The sequence below is a fragment of the Phycisphaerae bacterium genome, from assembly GCA_018003015.1.
Lineage (GTDB): Bacteria > Planctomycetota > Phycisphaerae > UBA1845 > PWPN01 > JAGNEZ01.
This window is the reverse complement of the sequence record JAGNEZ010000024.1, coordinates 47,936-68,113: the sequence shown is the minus strand read 5'-3', so window position 1 is coordinate 68,113 and position 20,178 is coordinate 47,936. Positions and strand designations below refer to the sequence as shown.

Sequence of the window (20,178 nt, the reverse complement as noted above, 5' to 3'; positions counted from 1 at the left end):
GAATACTGTATGCCGCAGGCGCGTCGCATGATGGGTTGGGGGCTGGTGTTCGCTTTGTCGGCCGTTACCGCGGCCCGGGGAGTCTTCGTGACGCCCGGGGAAATGGCGGAGGCAAAACGATGGGTCTCCGCCAAGTTCGAGGGAATGGTCCAGACCGAGGAGCCGAAGGCCGGATTGCGCGTGCTGGCCAACAACGATCCCGTCCAGCTGAACGCCCGGGCCGGTCGTCCGATGAAGCTCGCGGACAAGACTTACAGCCGCGGCCTCTACTGTCACGCCGTCAGCAAGGTCGTCGTTCGCCTGCCGGGACCCGGCAAGACCTTCACAGCCATCGTCGGCGTGGACAGCAACGAGCAGACGACCGGCGGACGGGGCAGCGTGGCGTTTTCGGTGAGCGTGGCCGGAGATGAGGCCTATCGCTCGCCGGTGCTGCGCGAAGGGATGCCCGGCGTTGCCGTGCGCGTAGATCTTAAAGGAACTTCAGAGTTTGTTTTGGAGGTTTTGGATGGCGGCGACGGCATTGCCTGCGACCAGGCCGACTGGGCAGACGCACGTGTCGTCTTGGCCGACGGCCAGAGCCTCTGGCTGGGCGAGCTGCCGATTCTCGATGGGTCCCGGCCGCCGTACACCACCGAACCTCCGTTTTCATTCGTCTATGATGCCCGCCCGTCGTCGGAGTTCCTGGCCGGCTGGGAGGTCAAACGCGAGAAGAAGAGGCTGGATGAACGGCGGATCGAGCATGCCCTGACCTGGACCGATCCCAAAACCGCCCTGGTGGTGAAGTGCATCGGCGTCGAGTACGGCGATTTCCCGACCATCGAGTGGACGATCACCTTCAAGAATACCGGCAACGCCGATACGCCGATCATCGAGAAGATCCAGGCGATTGACACGGTCTTCGGCGGCCCGGCTCAGGGTGAGTTCGTGCTCCGGTCTCACACCGGCGACCTGTGCACGAAGGACAGCTTCCAGCCGCACGTCGACGTGCTGGCGGCCAAGAGCGAGAAGCGAATCGCCAACAGCGGCGGACGGCCGACCCAGGCAGCGTTCCCGTACTTCAATGTCACCTGGCCGGGCGACGGGGCGGTTGTCGTATTGAGCTGGGCCGGTCAGTGGGCGACGACCTTCTCGCGCGGCGAGACCAGCGGCCTCCGCGTGAGCGGCGGGCAGGAACTCACTCACTTCAGGCTGCATGCCGATGAACAAGTGCGCGGCCCGATGGCCGTCGTGCAGTTCTACAAGGGCGACTGGCTCCGGGCTCAGAACGTCTGGCGCAAGTGGATGCTCGCCCACAGCATGCCCCGCCCGGGCGGGAAACTGCCGCCGCAGCAGTTGGCCGCATGCAGCTCACACCAGTTCGGCGAAATGATCAATGCCGACACCAAGAGCCAGATCTTCTTCGTGGATCGCTATCTCGAGGAAGGCCTCAAGCTCGACTACTGGTGGATGGACGCGGGCTGGTACTGGAACAAGAGCGGATGGTGGAACACCGGCACCTGGGAAGTCGACACCAACCGGTTCCCCAAAGGCCTGCGCGAGGTCAGCGATCACGCCCACGCCAAAGACGTTCGCATCATCGTCTGGTTCGAGCCGGAACGGGTGACGCCCGGCACCTGGCTGTACGACAAGCATCCGGAGTGGCTTCTGGGCAAGGATGGCGAGGTCAAGCTGCTCAATATGGGCAACCCCCAAGCAGTGAAATGGGTCACCGATCACGTCAACAAGCTCATCGATGACCAGGGCATCGATCTCTACCGTCAGGACTACAACATCGACCCGTTGCCCTATTGGCGAGCCGCGGACACCGAGGGCCGCCAGGGCATCACCGAGATCCGCTACGTCGAGGGGTACTTCGCCTACTGGGACGGCTTGCTCGCGAAGCATCCTAACATGCTGATCGACTCCTGTGCCAGCGGGGGGCGACGGAATGACCTGGAAACGCTGCGCCGCGCGGTTCCACTGCTCCGCAGCGACTACATCATCGAGCCGGTCGGCAACCAGGGGCATACCTATGCCCTGTCCTTGTGGTTCCCGTACTTCGGCACCGGCACCGGGGCGATGGACGCCTATGGGCTTCGCAGCGTCATGTGCCCCCACTTCACCGCCTGCTTCGACATGCGCCGCAAAGACCTCAACTACGAGAGCGCTCGCCAGCTGCTCGGCCAATGGCGCAAGATTGGACCGTGTTTCTTCGGTGACTACTATCCGCTGACCCCTTACAGTCTGACCGACGACGACTGGATCGGCTGGCAGTTCAATCGCCCGGAGGAAGGCGACGGATTCGTGCAGGTCTTCCGTCGAGCGGGAAGCGCCTATCGGGCCGCGGATCTGAAGATGCACGGACTCAATCCGGAGAAGAAGTACGCGGTGACCAATCTGGACACGGACAAGGAAATCGTCGCCTCGGGAGAAGATCTCATGGGCCAAGGCCTGCCCACCGAGATCACCACGCGTCCCGGTGCGGGTCTGTATTCGTACAGAGTCGTGCCCTGAGTGATCGGCTCCGCCGGTCGCCTCGCTGTCTGGTCTCACTTTTGCGATAGGAGCAGATGGATGCACCCCTCGCCTGGCCCGTTCAAGTATGCAGTGGCTCTCGCCCTCATGGCTTGTCCCGTTGCCTGCGGCGTGACCGTCTCGACCGAGGAACTGAAAGAGGCCCGGCAGTGGGTGGCGGCCAGGTTCGGCGAGACACCCCAGAGCCCATTGCCGTTCTCGTTCCGCTACGACGGGAAGTCGTTCAAGGACCTCGTCGCGGCCGGGAACCTGAGCCGCGAGAGCCGCAAGCTCGACGAGCGGCGAAGCCAGCACATGCTGACCTGGACCGAACCGAAGACCGGCTTGGTCGTGCGATGCGTGGCGGTCGAGTACCACGATTTCCCCACCGTCGAGTGGACGCTCTACTTCAAGAATGCCGGCACGGTCGATACGCCGATTATCGAGAATATAAAGGCTCTTGATGCTGGCTACGGACGCCGGGGCAAGGACGAGTTCCTGCTGCACCATGCGGTGGGCTCGCCTGCCGACGGGTCGGACTACAGCCCTCTGGAAACGCCGCTGGGGCCGAATGCTAAGAAGCGGATCTCCGCGGCCGGCGGGCGTCCAACCAACAGCGACCTGTGCTACTTCAACGTGCAGCAGGGGGGACGAGGCACGATCATTGCCGTGGGCTGGCCGGGCCAGTGGGCGGCCGAGTTCGCCCGCGATGGCGGTGAGAGCCTCCACATCACCATCGGCCAGGAGCTCACCCGCTTCAAGCTGCTGCCCGACGAGGAGGTCCGTTCGCCGCTGATTGCCCTCCAGTTCTGGACCGGCGACTACATCCGTTCCCAGAATGTCTGGCGCCAGTGGATGATCGCCTACAATCTGCCCCGGCCGGGCGGCAAACTGCCGACGCCGCTGTTCTTCGGATGCAGCTCGCGGGCCTACGAGGAGATGATCAAGGCCGACGAAGAGAAACAGGTGATGTTCATCAATCGTTACCTGGAGGAAGGCCTTAAGATCGACTACTGGTGGATGGACGCCGGCTGGTACGTGAACCAGTCAGGCTGGCCCAACGTGGGTACGTGGGAGGTTGACCTCAAGCGCTTCCCGCGGGGCCTCCGGGCGATCAGCGATCATGCCCACACCAAGGGCGTGAAAATCCTGGTGTGGTTCGAGCCGGAACGGGTCACGCCCGGCACCTGGCTCTACGAGAAGCACCCCGAGTGGCTGCTCGGCAAGGACGGCGAGCAGAAGCTACTCAACCTGGGCAACCCCGATGCCTGCAAGTGGTTGACCAACCACATCGACAAACTGCTCACCAACCAGGGAATCGACCTGTACCGCCAGGATTTCAACATCGATCCGCTCGGCTACTGGCGGCGTAACGACGCACCTGATCGCCAGGGCATCACCGAGATCAAGCATGTGACCGGATACCTGGCCTACTGGGACGGACTCCGAAAACGCCATCCGGATATGTTGATCGACTCCTGTGCCAGCGGCGGGCGGCGAAATGACCTCGAGACGCTTCGGCGAGCCGTGCCCTTGTGGCGGAGCGATCATCCCTTCGTGCCGAACAGTCAGCAAAGCATGACCTACGGCCTGTCGCTTTGGATTCCCTATCACGGGACAGGCACCGTGGCCTGCGAGAACGTCGGCTACTACGGCGGCGGATTCACGCCGGTCGAGCCGTACACCTTCTGGAGCAATGTCGTCCCCGGCCTCGGATGCGGTATCGACCTGCGGGTGAAGGAGATCGACTACGCCGCTCTCCGCAAGCTATTGGACCAGTGGCGCACGATCAGTGCCTACTACTACGGCGATTTCTACCCACTGACTTCGTGTAACCGCCACAGCGGAAGCTGGATGGCCTGGCAGTTCGATATGCCGGAGAAGGGCGAGGGCATGATCCAGGTCTTCCGGCGGAAGGAATCCATGTTCCGCGGCGCCGACTTCAAGCTCGGTGGGCTCGACCCTGCGAAAGACTACGCGCTCACGAATCTGGACACGGACAAGTCGTCGGTGTTCAAAGGACGCGACCTGATGGAGGCCGGGCTGCCCGTCGACATCGCTGAACGGCCCGGCGCCGTCGTTCTGGTCTACAAGGTCGCACAATGAGGACTTGTTGATGACCCTGTCTCTGATCCGTTCATTGTATCTCGCCGCGCTGGCGGTGATGATGGTGATCGCACCGGCCATGGGGCTCCGCCCCGCCCAAAAGGAGATGGCTCGTACCCATGCCTGGGTAGAGGCGAAGTTCATGGGCACCGCGCCGACCCCGCCGGCTGGTCCAGGTCTCTTCGTTGAGCGCAACTACGGCCCCGTGCACCGAAATGCTCGCGGCGACAAGCCCCTGCGCATCGGCGAGGTGCAGTTCACGCACGGCCTGTATTGTCACGCCAATAGCCGTATTCGAGTTGTCCTGCCTGGCCCTGCCAAGTCCTTCGCTGCTCAGGTCGGTATCGATACCAACGGCACCTGGTCCGGCGGCACCGTGGTTTTCTCGGTGCTCGCCGGGGGCAAGGAGGTCTGCAAATCCGAAGTATGCGCTCGCGGCCAGGCTCCTCGGGCCCTGAAGGCGGATCTGAGCGAGGCTTCGGAAATCACCATCGTGGTGGGCGACGCGGGCGACAACATCAACAGCGATCAGGCCGACTGGGCTGACGCCGTGGTCACCCTGGTCGACGGCAAGGAGATCCACATCGGAGATCTGCCCTTGTTCTCTGCTGGCGGCGTGGAGTCGGGCGTTGAACCTCCGTTTTCGTTCACCTACGGCGGCCGGTCGTTCGCTGAGGCGGCGAAGACCTGGAGAATTGAACGCCAATCCCGCAAGCTGGACGACACCCGCATCGAGTACGTCACCACCTGGACGGATCCCGCGACTGGACTATGCGTGCGCTGCGTGGCAATCGAGTACACGGACTATCCGACGACCGAGTGGACGCTGTACTTCAAGAACACCGCGACCGCCGACACGCCGATCATAGAAGCGATCAATGCCATCGATACTTCGTTCAGCGGCCCGGTCGACGGCGGTTGCACGCTGCGCTACAACACTGGGGATCTGAATACCGTGGACAGCTACGCGCCACGTGCCGAACCGCTGGCTCCGGGCGAGGAAAAGCGGATCGCCAACACCGGCGGGCGACCGACCCAGTCCGTCATGCCGTACTTCAACCTCGGCTGGCCGGGCAAGGGCGCGATCATCGTGCTCAGCTGGGCGGGTCAGTGGAACATGCTGTTCAGTGGCCCACAACCTCCGGATGTGAACGTCCGTGGCGGCCAGGAGCTCACCCACTTCAAGCTCCATCCCGGCGAGGAAGTCCGAAGCCCTCTGGTGGTCGCGCAGTTCTACGACGGCGACTGGCTGCGCGGGCAGAACATCTGGCGGCAGTGGCTGATTGATCACAACATGCCCCGGCCGGGCGGCAAGCTCGTCCCGCCCATGGCCTCGATCTGTACAGGTAACTTCTATCCCGGCCTGATGACCGAGGCGAAGCAGGAGTTGTCCTTCCTTCGCGAGCACATCCAACACGGTATCCGATTCGACGCCTGGTGGCAGGACGCCGGCTGGTATCCATGTGAAGGCGTGGGCTGGCCCAAAACCGGTACCTGGGAAGTCGATAAGGGCCGATTCCCCAAGGGCCTACGCGAGATCAGCGACTACGTCCACTCCCTGGGAGCCAAGTCGATCCTCTGGTTCGAGCCCGAACGCGTTCATCCCGGCACGTGGTTGGCCGACCAGCATCCCGAGTGGATTCACGGCGGACGCAACGGCGGTTTACTCAAACTCGGTGATCCGGATTGCCGCAAGTGGCTGGTCGATCACATCGATCACCTCCTCACCGAGCAGGGCATCGACATCTACCGCCAGGATTTCAACATCGACCCCTTGCCGTACTGGCGAGCCGCGGACAGCGAAGATCGCCGGGGCATCACCGAAATTCGCCACGTGGAAGGCTACTTCGACTATTGGGATCAGCTCCTTCGACGCCACCCGGGCATGTTCATCGATTCGTGTGCCTCCGGCGGGCGGCGCAACGACCTGGAAACGCTGCGGCGAGCCGTGCCCCTGCTGCGCAGTGATTGGTACGCCGCTCCCGACGGCCAGCAGTGCCATACCTGCGGGCTGTCCTTGTGGCTGCCGTACCACGGCACGTCCGGCTACCTCTACAACATGCAGAACGGCCAGTACTGGATCCGCAGCCAGATGGTCGCCGAGTATACCTTCGGGCCCGACGCCACTGGGCTCAAGAACCTCGATTGGCAACTGCTCAAGACCACGATGGACGAGTGGCGTCAGATCAACGACTGCTTCTATGGCGACTTCTATCCGCTCCTGCCGTACTCGCTGGCCGCCGACGTCTGGATGGCTTGGCAGTACGACCGGCCGGCGCTAGGCAAGGGCGTGGTTCAGGTCTTCCGCCGCGGGGAGAGCCTTTATCAGGCGGTGCGGCTGCCACTCCGCGGCCTGGATCCGGCGGCGTCCTACGAAATCGCCAACTTCGATTCAAGTGAAACCCTCCGGTTGAACGGTGAGGAACTGATGAAGAGCGGCCTGCCGGTTTCACTGAACGATAAGCCCGGCTCCGCGATCTTTACCTACCACCTGATCACCAAGTAGTATCGGAGAGAGCGGTTCTCGGTGACAACGGGAGATGCGAGGGTATCGATGGCGAACAGGAAGAGACCACGTGTGGTCGTCGTGGGCAGCCTGGTCTTTGACTGCGTGGCCCTCGCCGACCGCATTCCCCGCAAGGGCGAGACTGTTTTGGGGCAGAGCTTCGGCACCTTCTCCGGAGGCAAGGGCGCTAATCAGGCGGTGGCCGCCGCCCGATTGGGGGCCGAGGTCTTCATGGTCGGCCGCGTCGGCCAGGACGACCGGGCCGGATTCCTGCTGGCCAGCCTCGACGCCAGCGGCGTCAACACCGAGTTCGTCAAGGCCGATCCGGCCGCCGGCACCGGGGCTTGCTGCATTCACGTCGATGCCGCCGGCGAAAACACCATCATCATCGTGCCGCAGGCGAACCTGGCCTGCGCCCCGGAGGACGTGGATGCCGCCCGCGAGGTGATTGCCTCCGCCGACGCGGTGGTGTGCCAGTTGGAGATCGCGATGCCCGCCGTGGCGCGAGCCGTCGATCTGGCCGATGAGCTGGGCGTGCGGGTGATATTGAATCCCGCGCCCGCGGGCGCGTTTCCCGCAGGGTTGTTCGCCAAGGCAACCTACCTCACCCCCAACGAGACCGAAGCGGAGTTCTTCACTGGAGTGGCCCTCCCCCTGGGCGGCTTGGCCCCGGAGCCGAAAAACGACTGGGAAGCCCGGGCCTCAGCCAAGCTGCTGGACATGGGTCCGCGCAAGGTCATCATTACCCTGGGGCAGCGCGGCGCCTACCTGGCGACCAGGAACACGCGGCAACTGATCCCGAGCTACCCCGTGAAAGCCGTGGACACGACCGCCGCGGGGGACGCCTTTAGCGGCGCCCTGGCCCTCGCATTGGCCGAAGGACGGGGCGACGAACAAGCGATCGCTTTCGCGAACGGTGCCGGAGCCCTGGCCGCCACTCGGGCGGGATCTCAGCCTTCGCTGCCGACCCGACAGGAACTGGACGATTTTCTTCGTTGCACCAAGCCGTGCCTATGTTGAGCGCCGCCCACGGTTGAAAGGAGAAGTGAGTACATGACTGTCCCGGATGTCGCCAAGTACATCGATCACACCCTGCTGCGGCAGGACGCATCCCCCGACGAGATCGTCACCCTGTGCCGGCAGGCTAAGCAGCACAAGTTCACCGCGGTGTGTGTCAACCCGTCCTACGTGGCCCTGGCCGCCCTCGAGCTCGAGGGCACGCCGATTAAGGTGTGCACGGTCATTGGCTTCCCCCTGGGCGCGACCACCACCCAAACCAAGGCCTTCGAGACGCGCGAGGCCATCGCCAACGGAGCCAGCGAAGTCGATATGGTGATTAATCTCGGAGCCCTCAAGTCGGGCAACAAGGACCTCGTGGTCCGGGATATCGCCGAAGTCGTGGCCGCGGCCGGAGGCGCGATGGTCAAGGTCATCATCGAGACCGGCCTGCTCACCCGCGATCAGAAGATACTGGCCTGTCAACTCGTCAAGCAGGCCGGAGCCCACTTCGTGAAGACCTGCACCGGCTTTGCCGAAGGCTTCGCGACCGTGGAGGATATCCGACTGCTGCGCGAGACCGTGGGGCCGGGCTTCGGCGTCAAGGCCTCCGGAAAGGTCCGCGACTACGCCAACGCCCAGGCCCTCCTCGCCGCGGGTGCAACTCGGATCGGGGCCGGTTACGGAGTCAAGATCGTCGAGGGAGAAGCGGCGGCCCGCTGACATGGCTTGGAACGCGTTCCCGGGAACGCTTGGGGTCGGCGTCTCGCCGGTGGCTCCTTCGGATGCTGGAACGTATCTTCGACCGCTGCACGGGAGGGTTGGAGTTGTGCGACCTGTCAATGGAGGTGACCGATGAGTGCAAACCACAGACTGGCTGGCAAGCGGGCCCTGGTAACCGGTTCGGGGACCGGCATCGGACGCGAAATCGCCATGGAGTTCGCCCGCCAAGGCGCTGACGTCGTCCTTCATTATTCGCACAGCGACGCCGGAGCACGCAGCGCGGTGAAGGAGATCGAAGCCCTCGGACGCCGGGCGACCGCGGTCAACGCAAACTTCAACTCCGTGGACGAGACGATCGGTCTGGGCGAGCAGGCCATCGGCTTCCTCGGCGGGATCGACTGCCTGGTCAACAACGCGGGCATCACCCTGAACAAGCCGTTCCTCGAGGTCACCCGCGAGCAATTCGACGTCCTCTACCACGTGAACATCCGGGCCCAGTTCTTCCTCACCCAGACCGTGGCCAAGGACATGCTCAAGCACGGCGGCGGGGCAGTGTGCAACATCACCTCCATCCACGGTCTCCAGGGCGCGCCAGAACACTCGGTCTACGCCGGAACCAAGGGGGCGATCATCGCCTACACCCGAACACTCTCCGTCGAGCTGGCCTACCAGGGCATCCGGGTGAACGCCATCGCCCCCGGTTGGGTCACGGTGGACAACTACTACAAGGCCATCCCCGGCTTCAACGAGAAGGATGCCGGTGAGTCCGCCAAGAACGCTGTGCCGGTCGCCCGTGCCGGTCGGCCGCTGGATATCGCCCACTTGGCCGTGTTCCTCTGTTCCGACGAGGCCGGCTACATCGTCGGCCAGACCATCATTGCGGACGGCGGAACGACCGCCCTGATGTCGCTGATCTCGGATTTCCGAACCCGGTCGACGGCCAGGTTCGGCACGGGCTACGTCCCGGGAGTGTAGACGCATCGAGCAACCTCTTGCGAAAGGGTACGTTGGCATGGAAACGCTATTGGGTGCTTGTGTGGTTGGCATCGCCGGGCTGCTCACCGGGAGCGGGGCCTGGCCATTCAAGCTCATGCGCAAGTACCAGTTCGAGCACTGGTGGCTGATCGCCATGCTCATCGCACTCATCATCATTCCCTGGAGCATCACCCTGTTCGCCTGCCCCGACCCGATCGAGGGTTTGCGCGCCGTTCCGCTCCGCACCCTGATCAAGGCCAACCTGTTCGCGGCCGGCTGGGGCATCGCTAATGTGTTGTGCGGCCTGTGCTTCGTGCGCATCGGCATGGCCTTGACCGGGGCCATCCTCGCCGGGCTGGGCGTGTGCGTGGGCACGATCGTCCCCCTGGTCTTCAAGGGCACCGGCCTGTTCAAGGATGCGCCCGATCTGAACTCGCCAGCCGGCATGGCCGTGCTGGCCGGCGTGGGCGTCATGCTCATCGGCGTGTTGTTCGCCACGTTCGCTGGCTTCGGCCGCGACCGGCAGCTCACCTCCCTGCAAGCCGACAATAAACAGAGATCCGCTCAGTCCGGTAGCTTCCTCGGTGGCCTGATCATGACCGCCGTCGCCGGGGTGCTCTCCGCAGGGCTGTCTCTTGCGTTCGTCTACAGTCAGGGACCGATCATCGCGAATCTCTGCCTCGTCCGGCCCAATACCGAGATCAAGGTGAAGGTCAACGCCGAAGGCCAGGACGAGCTTGCCCGCCGGTTCTCCAAGACCTACAGCGTGAGTGCCGAGGGAACGATGGAGGTGGAAGGCGTCGGCACGATCGCGATCGGCGGGCAGAAGGCCGCACATGCCGCCGAGCGGATCCGCGAACGGCTGGCCAGCGCTCTGCCGGGCGGTCAATGCGAGGTCGGCGTGGACACCGGCGCTATCCTGGCCGTGTTCGGCGTCTGGGCGGCGGGCCTGTTCGCCGGCTCCGCCCTCAACGTTGCCTACGCCCTGTATCTGCTGACTCGGAACAAGTCCTGGCACGTGTTCGGCGAGAGCTGGAGGGACGCCGGCTTGGCCGTCATCATGGGTGTCACCTCCATCATCGCGGTCGGACTGCAGGGCAAGGGGATGCTCATGCTCGGAGCCCTGGGGGCGTCGATCGGATTCGGAATCCAGCAGGCGATGCAGATGACCGGCAGCCAGGGAGTGGGTTTCATCAGCGGCGAATGGCGCGGAGTCAAGGGCAAGCCCAGGTACCAGATGTACGTCGCCATCGGCGTGCTGATCGTGGCGGCCATCGTCATGGCCTACGGGAATACACTGGCCAAGTCGTGACCCACGCGGGCTCGGCAGGCCCGACCGAAAGGAACGCGATCATGAATGAAGCTCTGGTCAAGAGCCTGCATGAGGCAGGCAAGCTGACGGAACCACTCCGTAGCCCGGATGGAACCGAGGTGCTCGTTCTCCAGCACGGCGGGCGAGTGCTCGGCCTGTTCCCGCCCAGCAGCAGCGAGAACTTCTTCTGGACCCATGATGCCCTGAAGAGCCCGGCCTCGGCCAAGGCCTTTTATGCCAGCAACGAGTGGCACAACTCCGGCGGCGACCGGACGTGGCTGTCGCCTGAACTCGACTTGTTCTTCCCCGACTACCCCAGCCTGGACCGCTACTTCCAGCCGCGGCAACTGGACCCGGGCAACTACCAGGTCACCAGATCCGCCGAGGGCGTGCACCTGGTGAATCGGCTGACCGTCACACTGGCCCGCTCCCGAAAAACCGTCGAGCTTGAGATGGGCAAGTCGCTGTCCTGGGCGCCCAATCCGCTACGCTGCGAGCGCGCCGCGGCAAGCCTGCTCGAGCTCGAATACGCAGGCTACACCCAGCACACCTCGCTGGCCATCGTGGGCCCACCGGTCGCCCGAGTAGGGGCCTGGAATCTCATTCAGATGCCCCACGGCGGCGATCTGCTCGTCCCCGTACACGTCAGGACGCAGCCCAAGATCTACTTCGGCTCCATATCCCCCCAAGACTTGATCGCGGGCGACCGCATGGTGCGCTACCGAATGCGAACTAACGACTGTCACAAGATCGGCATCCGCGCCGTCGCTGCCACCGGCCGGGTCGGATACCTGTACCAGACCGGTGGCCGCTCCGCCTTGGTCATTCGCAACTTCTTCGTCAATCCCTCCGGTGACTATGTGGACGTCCCCTGGACCGACAAGGACGACCTCGGCTATGCGGTCCAGTCCTGCAACGTTGTCCACCAAAGCCTCGGAGCATTCAGCGAACTGGAATATCACATCCCGGCCGTCGGTGAGGGCACGGGCCGCACCCGCTGCGACGACTGGTCGGCGGTCTGGGCGTTCCGTGGCCCGTCGGAACAGGTTCGCGCCGTGGCCCGGATCTTGTTGTCCCCTGAGGCATAGGTGAGATCATGAAGGTTGATTTGTCAGGCAAGGTCGCGTTGGTTACCGGCTCCGGAAACGGAATCGGTCTGGCGATCGCTGATTCGTTCGCCAACAACGGCGCCCAGGTGATCTACACGGATATCGACGTCCCGGCGGTCAGGAAGGAAGCAGCCAAATTCCCTTCCTGCAGGGGCTGTGAGATGGACGTTCGCAACGAAGATCAGGTCAAGGACGTCGTCAGGAAGATCACCGACGAGTTCGGGCACATCGATATCCTTGTCAACAACGCGGGCGTCAATACGGTCAAGCATCGCGTGACTTTCGACGAGTTCCCCAAGGATGAATGGGACTGGATCATCGAGACCGATCTGAACGGCGTCGTCATCGTCAGCCGAGCCGTTTCGCCGCTCATGGTCGCCCAGAAATCCGGGCGGATCATCCACATTTCCTCCATTTGCGGCCTTGTCGCCTTGCGGTTGCAGAGCGCCTACATCGCGGCCAAGCACGCGATCGTCGGTCTGACCCGGGCCATGGCCATCGAACTCGCCCCCAAGGGCGTCCTCGTCAATGCGATCGCTCCAGGCTCGACAGTGAGCGAGGGAACCAAGAGGCTCTTCTATGGCCCTGACGGGAAATTCGTCGACCGCATCCAGCGGATTCTCGACCACATCCCGCTCGGCCGGCCGGCCGAAGCCAAGGAAATCGCCCACGGCGCCCTGTTCCTGGCCGCCCCCGAAAGCGCTTACATTACCGGGACCGTACTGACCATCGACGGCGGCTGGACCGCCGGAGGATACGCAAGAGACTTCTGAGGCAAATGGAGAACGGGGAATTGAGAATGAAGAAGAAGAGTTGAGAGAATGGCTTGCCCTCCGACCTTTCTCCATCCTCAATCTTGGTGTAGCAAGCATCGTCGGCTTGCATACAACCTGATTCACAAGAAAGGAAATGAGTTCCATGGCAGAAATCAAAGTCCACCAGGGCTACAAATCCGATCGCCCGCCGCTGATTCCCAAACCGGACAAGGCACCCGATCCCATGATCGTGACCGTTCAGCAGGGCGTGCCCATCGTCTACCCGGGCTGCTACGGAAACGCCGTTCGCGTGGTGCACCCGGTCAACCCCAATGCGCCCGCCAAAAACCTCGGCTTGGTAATGTTCTACCTCGCTCCACATGTCGTGCTCCAGCCCGGCCAGCACGAGACCGAGGAAACCTACGTGATCATGGAGGGCCGCGGCACCATGACCTTCGCCAACTACAAACGCGAAGTCAAGAAGGGCGACTTCGTCTACCTGCCGCCCTGGTGCATCCACGGCATCGAGAACACCGGAACCGAGACGCTCGTGGTGATGATCGTGACCTCCCCGCCCAATCCATGAGGACCATAACATGGCCATCCTGAGCATGACACAACTGCGGCAGTACCGGGTACCCCGAGGTTCGCTCACCCTGTGGTGGCTGGGGCAGGCTGGCTTCATCGTGAAGAGCCCCGGCGGCAAGATCGTGGCCATCGATCCGTACCTGTCCAACTCGTGCAAAGCCATCGGCGACCAGTACGGGTTCGACATGGACCGGCTGGTGCCCCCGCCCCTCCCGCCCGCCGATCTGGTCGGAATCGATGCCTACGCCATGACGCATAGTCACCAGGATCACCTCGATCCTGAAACCCTCCGTCCTTACCGGGCGGCGGGCGGAGTCGGACCGTTCGTCGCCCCACCCGAGACGATCGAGAAGCTGGTGAGCATGGGCGTGCCTCAGAGTCAGACAGCCATGATCTGGCCAAACAAGAGCGTCACGCTCGGCGACCTCACTCTGCGGGGAACCTTCGCGATCCCCTTCGCCGGCGACGATCTCACCCACGTGGGCTATCTGGTCTGCATCAAAGACGGTCCGAAGTTCTACGTGACCGGCGACACCGGCTACCACGAGATCCTGGCCGACAGCATGGCCGCCCACAAGCCGGATATCCTCGCAGCAGTGATCAACCCGGCGTTCCACAACATGAGCCCGGCCGAGGCCGCCACCCTGGCCCACAAAATGAATGCCAAGGTCGTCATCCCCTGCCACTACGACCTGTTTCCAGCCAACTCGCTGCCCCCCGAGCTGCTTCGCACCAACCTGAGGATGCTCGGTATCGGCGACCGCTACCAGCTCGTCGAGCACGGCAAGCCGTTGACGTATCCGGCACCGGCGGCGTGAGCGCTGGGATGGCTGGGGGCTGACTTCGCTCATCCCTCTCGGTGGCTCGCTGGGGCTCGAAGGTAACGCTATCCGGTGCGACCCGTATGAGCTGCCCAGCCAGTAGGAGCGATCGACGCCCCTTGGCAGAGCAGCAGCTTCCCGCCTCAAAACCTCCTCATCCAACCGCGATCCAGCATGGCCGTTTCGGCTCGATTTGCCTGCCGGTCGCTACTCCGATTGCGGCCGGCCCTGCGGAGCGGGCAACAACTCCAGAACCGCCAGTACCGGCCGGTGATCCGACGCCCACGGCTCGTGCACTACTTCCGCGGAAACGCCCCGCCAGTGGTTCGCGGGGCGGGCGAAGATGAAGTCGATGCGGATTGTCGGTCGGTCACTGGGAAAAGAAGGCTCCGGAGCGGCCGGGGTCGTGTCCAGCCAGCCCGCACCCAACGCCGCCAGCGGGACACTGCCCGGCTCCGCGTTCAAGTCACCGGCCAGAATGACCGGCACCACCGGCTCCGTCGCCGCCAGTTCCGCGACCGCCTTCGCCTGCAGGACACGATCAACGTCATCGTTGAGGTGGTCCCAGTGCGTGGAAATGAACCGCACCGACCAGGACTCGGCCCGCCGCCCACCGCCCGGCTTGCCGCTCGGCGGTCCGTCGACCGGCACGCTCACGTGAACCTCCAGAGCCTGCCGCGGCTCGCGGTCCTTGGAGTGCGGCAGGGCATGGCCGACCGTACGCTCGATCGGAAACCGCGAGAGGACCGCGTCGCCGTACTGCCCGCCGTCGAAGTCCATGGCCTTGCCAAAGGCGGCGTGCATGCCGGTGAGTCCACCAAGCTCCGCCGCCTCGTCCACTCCGCCCGATCGCCTGGTCCCCTTATCCACTTCCTGAAGAGCCACGAGGTCCGGACTCAGCCTTCTGATCACCTCGGCCGTCCGGCCCAGATCCAGCTTCTTGTCCGGCCCCGCCCCATGCAGGATGTTGTAGGTCACCACTCGAAGCTGGACGGACGCTGCGCCCTGCCGCCCGCGCTGCGGTCCGGCCAGATCTCCACAACCGGCTGCGAGCACCGCCAGGGCGGCGATCATCAGCCGAACGGTGCGACGACGAGTCATGCGTGATGTCATCGAGACTCCAGGACAGAATCCTTGTCACAGCTTCGGCACGGTTCGACCATGCCTCAGTCAGAACTGCTACCGCTCGGTCACCGCCATGTCAAGCACGCCACCTCCTGTTGTGCCGGCATCGTTCAGAATGTATACAATGCCGGCGTGAGCGCGTACCGCCTCTTGACTTGGGCCGTTCCCACCGCTCTGGCGGCCGCTTTCGCCGGATGCGGCGAGCCGGGGCCGGTGCGCATCCATCTGAACAACGACGTGGTTCGCCCACCACGATCCGTGCTTGTCTTCTTCCCCGACGGCCTTCATCGCGCCCGGTTCGACGAGCTGGTCGCGGCCGGCCAACTGCCCCACATCACCCGCCGCTTCGTCCAGGGCGGAATCCGTGTCGACCAGGCGGTGGACAGCCTGCCCACCGTCACCTACGCCAACTGCTCGTCCTTGGTGACCGGCTTGTTCCCAGGTCATCATGGAATCCCCGGCAATACCTGGCTTAACCGTGAGTCGCTGGAAAGCTACTCCTACATGACGCTGAACACCTACCGCGTGGTCAACGAGCACCTCGCCGTCCCTACGCTCTACAGCATCCTCGGTGACCACTTCACGCTGAACATCCAGCTTCACACCTATCGCGGCGTGACTCGTTCGATCGATGGCTACCACACATTCCGCCGCAACTGGATCTTGGGTCTCCATGGGGCAGTCGATCGGAGTGTGCCGGATCGGCTGCCTGCTGTGGCCGCCCTCGCCAACCGCGAGAAGCGGTGGCCCAGCGTGATCATGACCTACTTCCCCGCGGTCGACGAAGTCGGTCACCGTTTCGGACCGAACTCACCGCAATATGACCAAGCAGTGAGAGATCTCGACATCGCCGTGGGACGAATGACCGACGCCATCGACCGGGCCGGCTTGGGTGATCGCACATACTACGTGCTGGTGAGCGACCATGGCATGCCGGCAGTCGAACCAGATCGGCACCTGGACCTCGGCAAATGGCTCGAGGATCGACGAGCCCTGAACTGCCGTGAAACGCCGCTGCAAGGCAACAGTCGCGCCGCTTTCCGCACGGCATTGGAGAGGTACGATGCGTTCCTGGTGATCGGTGCCGACCGGATGGCCGCGATTCATCTGCGCGGTCGCCAGGGGTGGGACGCAACCCCAACCTGCACTGAAGTGGCATCTTTCATCGAGTCCGAACCTCATCTGGCGGAACTGCCGGCCGTCGACGGGGTGCTGGCCCGTGACGGACCAGACCGCGTCCGGCTCTGGTCCAGCCGGGGAGCGGCCACTATCGAGCGATCCCGCGACGGCGACCAGGTCCGGTACCGACTTCTCGTCCATCGCGGCGACCCGCTGGGCTACGCCCAACCGGCGGAGCTGGCAGCCTTCGTCCAGGCGGGGTGGCACACCTCGCGCGACTGGTTGCGGGCGACGATCGGCACGACACATCCCGACTTCGTCCCCCAGACGGTCGGGATGTTCGACTCGCCACGGGCCGGCGATGTGATCCTCTTCGCCGCCCAGGGCTGGGACTTCAGCCTGTCACAGAAAGCCGGTCACGGGTCGTGCCTCGCCGGCGATATGCTCATCCCCCTCTATTTCGCTGGCCCCGGCCTTGCTCCCGGGGGAACCATTCCCTGCGGCCGTCTGGTCGATGTGACCCCTACCCTCATCGGCCTGCTGGGCGACGGTGAACGGCTGAGGCAGTATACTCTGGACGGTGTGGATCTCTCGGGTGAGCTGAGGGCCGCAACAACAAGATGAGGCGGACAGCGATTGACTGTCTGGTGCGACGAGTCTCCCTTCTTGCGATGCTGCTCCCCGCCCGCTCAAAGGACGGCATCACGGGCCGGCATGGAGTACTGATCCATTCGTCTTCGCCGATTATCGCCGACACCTCGAGTGTTTGATGGAGGCTTGTACCTGTCCCCGCCGTTGGAGGTAGGCAAGCATGAGCCCATGCGGGAGTTTCCCTGCCCCACCCGGCTCACCGTGCCCATGATCCAGCACACCGGCCCGGCATGTGAACCGCTCGTCCGGGTCGGACAGGCGGTGGCCGAGGGACAGCCAATCGGTCGAGCTTGCCGGCCGGGCGCCGTGCCGGTCCATTCGCCTCGCACCGGCCGGGTCGTGGCACTCTCCCGCGCACGCACCGCCTGGTCGCCGAACGCGCCGGCCGTCACCATCGAAACCGGACCTGCCGAGGAGTACACGCTCACTCCCACCCTCGAATCCCCCATCGGCTCGTCCCCCGACTTCTCCGGCCGCCCGGGCCTCGAACGCCTCGCCGAGTTGGCCGATCGGGCGGGAATTCTCGTCGGGCGCGAACCGGCCATCGGACTGGGTGATCAGCTTCGCCATGCCGCCGACGCGGGAATCCAGGACCTCATCATCAATGGGCTCGCCCGCGACCCCTTGCTCGAAACCCGGTCCGGCTGCATGGCTCGGGATCTCGAGTCAGTGCTACGAGCGGGCCTATGGGTGAGACAGGCACTCGGCCCGGAGAGAGCTTGCCTGGTCGTCGACCGGACCGACCGCCGACTCCTGATGCGCTCCAGAAAGGCAACGGCGCACACGCCGTTCCAAATCGTTCAAGTCGGGAATAAGTACCCCCAGGCGGCCCCGGTTCTGCTGACTTGGTGCGTCACCGGCCGAGAGACACCCTGCGGAAAAACGACCGAGGACGTGCACGCCATCGTGATGGAGCCCGAGGCCTTGGCCTCGCTGGCCAACGCCGTGCTCAACGGGAAGACCATCACCGATTCGGTCGTGGTCGTCACCGGCCCCGGCGTCCGCCAGCCCGGGGAATACCGGATTCCCATCGGCACGAGTTTCGCCGATGTCTTGAATCATGTGGGCGTCGTGGGCACGACCGTCAGGCTCGTGGACGGTCCTCCGATGACCGGCCGGGCCATCGAGCGCATCGACGCCGTGGTCACCCGGCGAACAAACGCTATCCTGGTGATGAACCGCGACCACGATCGGGTGCCCGATCCCGGCTTGTGCCTTCGTTGCGGATGGTGCCAGGACGACTGCCCGGTCGGGCTCGACCCGGTGGCACTGCTCGACTGTGATGAACGCGGCGACTGGACCGCGGCCGCCGGCCTGCACCCGCACGCGTGCCTGGGTTGCGGCCTGTGCAGCTGCATCTGCCCGGCCGAACTGCCGTTGTCCGAGTCCATCAGCCATTTGAAAGAGCAGGTGCCTCTCGATGCAGTGTGAATCGGTCTGCTCCGGCAGGTGTGACCCCGGCGAGAAGACCTCGTTCAAGCTCCCTCCACCCTCCCCGATCACCGTCTCGCCGGCGAGGGCTCAAATGGGACGCCGGGTTCACTCGGTCATGAGGGCCCATGCGGTGCGGAAAGCGAGCGACGAGTGCTGAGCGACGCGGAGTTGTCACCGCCCGGGACGTTGCGACTTGTGGGTCCGCCGCATTGGCGGGGCGTGACCGGCTCTGCCCCAATGACCCTGACGCTGATGCTGGCCGTGGCCATCCTCTGCGCGGCAGGACTCGCCCTGTTCGGCTGGCACACGATTCGCGTCCTGGCGATCGCCGTGGCAGTGGCCCTGCTGGTCGAGGCGGCGTTCAACGCCCTGACCTGGCGCGGGCGATCGTGGTCGGAAAGCTACACCCTGCTCGTGGGTATGCTGGTCGCCTGCACCTTGCCCCCCACCGTGGGTTGGGAGGTCGTGGTCACAACCTCCGCCCTGGCCGTCCTGGCCGGCCAGATGATCCAGGGCGGGATCGGCAACTACGTCTGGCACCCGGTGGCCCTCGGGCGGGTCATCACCCAACTCCTCTTCGAAGAGCAACTCAGCCCCGCTCGCTGGCCAGTGCTGGCTTCTGAGCGGTTGGGTTCAGGTAACCTCTACCTGGCAAGAGATTTGCCCCCCCTGGCCCAGTGGAGCAGCCAGCCGTTGCCGCCCGGAATCGAGGCCTGGTGTGTGAACCGGCCAGCCGACGCGCTTCGTTCCGTACTGCCGGTCGATGCCACGGGATCACCCGCCGAGGCCGTCGCTCGCCTGGTGAGCGATGCCATGCCCCCTTGGCCCGATACCCTCTTCGGCGTAGCCGGCGGCTCGCTCGGCGAGGCGCCCGTCCTGGCAATCCTGGTCGCCGGTCTGTTGCTGACCTGGCGCGGCTTCCTGCGATGGTCCACGCTGCTGGCCGGCCTGGCGGCAGCGACGACCGTCGCTCTGATCGCCCCCGCGCAGTTCCAGCCGCAGGGTCAGCCGGTCCAGAGTCAGTGGTTCCCGGGACTTCTTTTCAACGAAGGCCTGCCCGTAGGCCTGGCCTATGTGGCCTACCAGCTCACCGCCGGAGCCTTCCCCCTGGTCCTGTTTATCCTGGCGGCCGATCCGACCAGTTCACCACTCACCGTCCGCGGCCATCTGCTCTTTGGCCTGATCATCGGCGGAACGACCATGATCCTCAGAACCGTCGTGGGACTCCCCGCAGAGGCCTACTGGGCACTGCTTCTGGCCAACACTTGCGTCCCGGCCATCAACCGCCTCACCCGCCGCCGTACGTTCGGCGTTAACCTCTCGGCCTGAAATCCCGACCTGAACTGGGCCTCGCGGCATCAAGGGGCCCTGTCATCCAGAACCGTGTTTAGATCCAGGCACTCGCGCCCTGCGATTGTCCAGACAAGTGCTCGCCCGGCGACTTCAACCTCCTCTCGCTCACCCA

At 64.3% G+C, this 20,178-nt stretch carries 15 protein-coding genes; 14 read left to right on the top strand and 1 reads right to left on the bottom strand.

Annotated elements, in window-relative coordinates; all coding sequences use genetic code 11:
• The first annotated feature begins 9 nt into the window (after window positions 1–9).
• The 11 genes from KA354_12505 to KA354_12455 all read left to right on the top strand — a co-directional run bounded on the left by KA354_12505 (window position 10) and on the right by KA354_12455 (window position 14,381).
• Window positions 10–2,493, top strand: a complete 2,484-nt coding sequence (locus KA354_12505) for an NPCBM/NEW2 domain-containing protein (protein ID MBP7935458.1) — start codon at window positions 10–12, stop codon at window positions 2,491–2,493.
• A gap of 60 nt (window positions 2,494–2,553) precedes the next feature.
• Window positions 2,554–4,599 carry an alpha-galactosidase gene (locus tag KA354_12500; protein MBP7935457.1) on the top strand — a complete coding sequence of 682 codons (2,046 nt, stop codon included), beginning with the start codon at window positions 2,554–2,556 and terminating at the stop codon, window positions 4,597–4,599.
• A 10-nt stretch (window positions 4,600–4,609) separates the two neighbouring features.
• A complete protein-coding gene (locus KA354_12495; GenBank protein MBP7935456.1) occupies window positions 4,610–7,105 on the top strand; it encodes an NPCBM/NEW2 domain-containing protein in 2,496 nt (831 codons plus the stop codon).
• Window positions 7,106–7,153: 48 nt separating this feature from the next.
• Window positions 7,154–8,125, top strand: a complete 972-nt coding sequence (gene rbsK / locus KA354_12490; GenBank protein MBP7935455.1) for a ribokinase — start codon at window positions 7,154–7,156, stop codon at window positions 8,123–8,125.
• A gap of 33 nt (window positions 8,126–8,158) precedes the next feature.
• Entirely contained in the window at window positions 8,159–8,824 is a 666-nt protein-coding gene (gene deoC / locus KA354_12485) for a deoxyribose-phosphate aldolase (protein ID MBP7935454.1), read from the top strand.
• A 132-nt stretch (window positions 8,825–8,956) separates the two neighbouring features.
• Window positions 8,957–9,799 carry a glucose 1-dehydrogenase gene (locus tag KA354_12480; GenBank protein MBP7935453.1) on the top strand — a complete coding sequence of 281 codons (843 nt, stop codon included), beginning with the start codon at window positions 8,957–8,959 and terminating at the stop codon, window positions 9,797–9,799.
• Window positions 9,800–9,836: 37 nt separating this feature from the next.
• Complete coding sequence (locus KA354_12475; protein MBP7935452.1) at window positions 9,837–11,111, top strand: hypothetical protein; 1,275 nt, start codon at window positions 9,837–9,839, stop codon at window positions 11,109–11,111.
• Between the two features lie 41 nt (window positions 11,112–11,152).
• A complete protein-coding gene (locus KA354_12470; protein MBP7935451.1) occupies window positions 11,153–12,199 on the top strand; it encodes a hypothetical protein in 1,047 nt (348 codons plus the stop codon).
• A gap of 8 nt (window positions 12,200–12,207) precedes the next feature.
• Window positions 12,208–12,993 carry an SDR family oxidoreductase gene (locus KA354_12465; protein MBP7935450.1) on the top strand — a complete coding sequence of 262 codons (786 nt, stop codon included), beginning with the start codon at window positions 12,208–12,210 and terminating at the stop codon, window positions 12,991–12,993.
• Window positions 12,994–13,138: 145 nt separating this feature from the next.
• On the top strand, window positions 13,139–13,561 hold the full coding sequence (locus KA354_12460; GenBank protein MBP7935449.1) for a cupin domain-containing protein: 423 nt from the start codon (window positions 13,139–13,141) through the stop codon (window positions 13,559–13,561).
• Window positions 13,562–13,571: 10 nt separating this feature from the next.
• Window positions 13,572–14,381 carry an MBL fold metallo-hydrolase gene (locus KA354_12455; protein ID MBP7935448.1) on the top strand — a complete coding sequence of 270 codons (810 nt, stop codon included), beginning with the start codon at window positions 13,572–13,574 and terminating at the stop codon, window positions 14,379–14,381.
• 210 nt (window positions 14,382–14,591) lie between these two features.
• On the opposite strand, the gene KA354_12450 is transcribed toward KA354_12455, so the two are convergent.
• Entirely contained in the window at window positions 14,592–15,497 is a 906-nt protein-coding gene (locus tag KA354_12450) for an endonuclease/exonuclease/phosphatase family protein (protein ID MBP7935447.1), read from the bottom strand.
• A 48-nt stretch (window positions 15,498–15,545) separates the two neighbouring features.
• Here KA354_12450 and KA354_12445 point away from each other — a divergent pair, with 48 nt between their 5' ends.
• The 3 genes from KA354_12445 (at window position 15,546) to KA354_12435 (ending at window position 20,042) form a co-directional block, all read left to right on the top strand.
• A complete protein-coding gene (locus KA354_12445; protein ID MBP7935446.1) occupies window positions 15,546–17,252 on the top strand; it encodes an alkaline phosphatase family protein in 1,707 nt (568 codons plus the stop codon).
• A 153-nt stretch (window positions 17,253–17,405) separates the two neighbouring features.
• Entirely contained in the window at window positions 17,406–18,710 is a 1,305-nt protein-coding gene (locus KA354_12440; GenBank protein ID MBP7935445.1) for a hypothetical protein, read from the top strand.
• Between the two features lie 153 nt (window positions 18,711–18,863).
• Window positions 18,864–20,042, top strand: coding sequence for an RnfABCDGE type electron transport complex subunit D (locus KA354_12435; GenBank protein MBP7935444.1), 1,179 nt, complete (start codon window positions 18,864–18,866; stop codon window positions 20,040–20,042).
• Window positions 20,043–20,178 lie beyond the last annotated feature (136 nt).

Bases quoted from the DNA above. Each gene is read 5' to 3' on its own strand.
- KA354_12460 (MBP7935449.1), top strand. From the start codon at position 13,139: ATGGCAGAAATCAAAGTCCACCAGGGCTACAAATCCGATCGCCCGCCG.
- KA354_12470 (MBP7935451.1), top strand. From the start codon at position 11,153: ATGAATGAAGCTCTGGTCAAGAGCCTGCATGAGGCAGGCAAGCTGACG.
- deoC (MBP7935454.1), top strand. From the start codon at position 8,159: ATGACTGTCCCGGATGTCGCCAAGTACATCGATCACACCCTGCTGCGG.
- KA354_12465 (MBP7935450.1), top strand. From the start codon at position 12,208: ATGAAGGTTGATTTGTCAGGCAAGGTCGCGTTGGTTACCGGCTCCGGA.
- KA354_12455 (MBP7935448.1), top strand. From the start codon at position 13,572: ATGGCCATCCTGAGCATGACACAACTGCGGCAGTACCGGGTACCCCGA.
- KA354_12480 (MBP7935453.1), top strand. From the start codon at position 8,957: ATGAGTGCAAACCACAGACTGGCTGGCAAGCGGGCCCTGGTAACCGGT.
- KA354_12450 (MBP7935447.1), bottom strand. From the start codon at position 15,497: ATGACATCACGCATGACTCGTCGTCGCACCGTTCGGCTGATGATCGCC.
- KA354_12505 (MBP7935458.1), top strand. From the start codon at position 10: ATGCCGCAGGCGCGTCGCATGATGGGTTGGGGGCTGGTGTTCGCTTTG.
- KA354_12445 (MBP7935446.1), top strand. From the start codon at position 15,546: ATGCCTCAGTCAGAACTGCTACCGCTCGGTCACCGCCATGTCAAGCAC.
- KA354_12495 (MBP7935456.1), top strand. From the start codon at position 4,610: ATGACCCTGTCTCTGATCCGTTCATTGTATCTCGCCGCGCTGGCGGTG.
- rbsK (MBP7935455.1), top strand. From the start codon at position 7,154: ATGGCGAACAGGAAGAGACCACGTGTGGTCGTCGTGGGCAGCCTGGTC.
- KA354_12500 (MBP7935457.1), top strand. From the start codon at position 2,554: ATGCACCCCTCGCCTGGCCCGTTCAAGTATGCAGTGGCTCTCGCCCTC.
- KA354_12475 (MBP7935452.1), top strand. From the start codon at position 9,837: ATGGAAACGCTATTGGGTGCTTGTGTGGTTGGCATCGCCGGGCTGCTC.